The following is a 1,313-nucleotide window of genomic DNA, read 5'->3' on the forward strand; positions in this document are numbered from 1 at the left end:
TTGTCCCGTCCTGAAATGTGTTTACACATTGAGGACGAATTATGACTACTTCAAATAGGACCTATGTTAAGCGCACTCAGCGTGATTACACACTAGGCTTTAAATTACAGATTGTCGCTGCTGTAGAAAGAGGCGATATGACATATAAACAAGCCCAAACCATTTATGGTATCCAAGGCCGCTCAACCGTTTTAACCTGGCTTCGAAAGCACGGTAAGATGGATTGGGCGCAAAATCCAAGGATGAATGCCATGCACCAATCACCTAAGCCTAAAGAATCACCTGCACAGAAAATAAAACGTCTTGAGAAAGAGTTAGAAGACGAAAAAATCAAGAATCTCTTTTTAAATAGAGTGGTTGATATTCTTGATGCTGAGCACGGAACCAGTCTCAGAAAAAAGTATCTAGCCAAGGAGCAAGAAGCCTTCAAAAACAGGAAGGAATAAGTTTAGTTCGAATATGTAAGCTATGCGGTATAACGAGGCAGAGTGTTTATCAACGAGAGAAGCGAATTCATCATCGTCAGTTAGAGCTTAAACCGATTAAAAAAATGGTGTTGGATATTAGGCGTTATATGCCTCGGGTTGGTACTAGAAAGCTCTATTTTTTGCTTAAACCCAAACTACAAGAACAAGGTATCAAGTTAGGTCGAGATGCGCTTTTCAACTACTTACGCGATGAACGATTATTGGTAAGACCTAAACGTAGTTTTACAAAAACGACCAATAGTAGACATTGGATGAAGAAACACCCGAATTTATTAAAGGACTACCAACCATGTAGTCCGGAGAGTGTGTTGGTGAGCGACATAACCTATGTTCAATCTGATGAAGGGGTTCACTACCTATCATTGGTTACGGATGCGTTTAGTCGAAAAATAATGGGCTATGAGCTGAGCAATGAAATGAAAGCGACGGATGTCGTGAAAGCGCTGGATATGGCTATCAAAGGGCGTCGATATCATCGTCCTTGTATCCATCATTCAGATCGTGGTCTGCAGTATTGCTCAGGTGTTTATCAAGATAAGTTGAAAAGTAGCGGCATAATGCCTTCGATGACAGATGGTTATGACTGCTACCAAAATGCCTTGGCAGAGAGGATAAATGGAATCCTGAAACAAGAGTTCTTACTTGATAAGTGTAAAAACCTCGGAGAGCTTAAACAACTAGTAAAAGAGTCTATCAGTACCTATAACAACATGAGGCCGCACCTTAGTCTCAGGATGAAAACTCCAAATGAGGTGCATGAAAAAAGCCAACAGCTGACGCTGTTGGCTTAGTAGAAAAACTGTCAACGTATTTTAGGACGAGACA

General features: G+C 40.8%; 1 protein-coding gene. It reads left to right on the forward strand.

The features are described 5' to 3' along the window. Positions 1-41 precede the first annotated feature (41 nt). A protein-coding gene (locus tag AB6E08_RS23335; protein WP_139137516.1) for an IS3 family transposase occupies positions 42-1,279 on the forward strand; the annotation gives its coding sequence in 2 pieces (ribosomal slippage) (positions 42-414 and positions 414-1,279; 1,239 coding nt in all). The last annotated feature ends 34 nt before the right edge of the window (positions 1,280-1,313 follow it).

It is taken from the genome of Vibrio sp. 10N.247.310.24 (assembly GCF_041467175.1).
Taxonomy (GTDB): domain Bacteria; phylum Pseudomonadota; class Gammaproteobacteria; order Enterobacterales; family Vibrionaceae; genus Vibrio; species Vibrio tasmaniensis_A.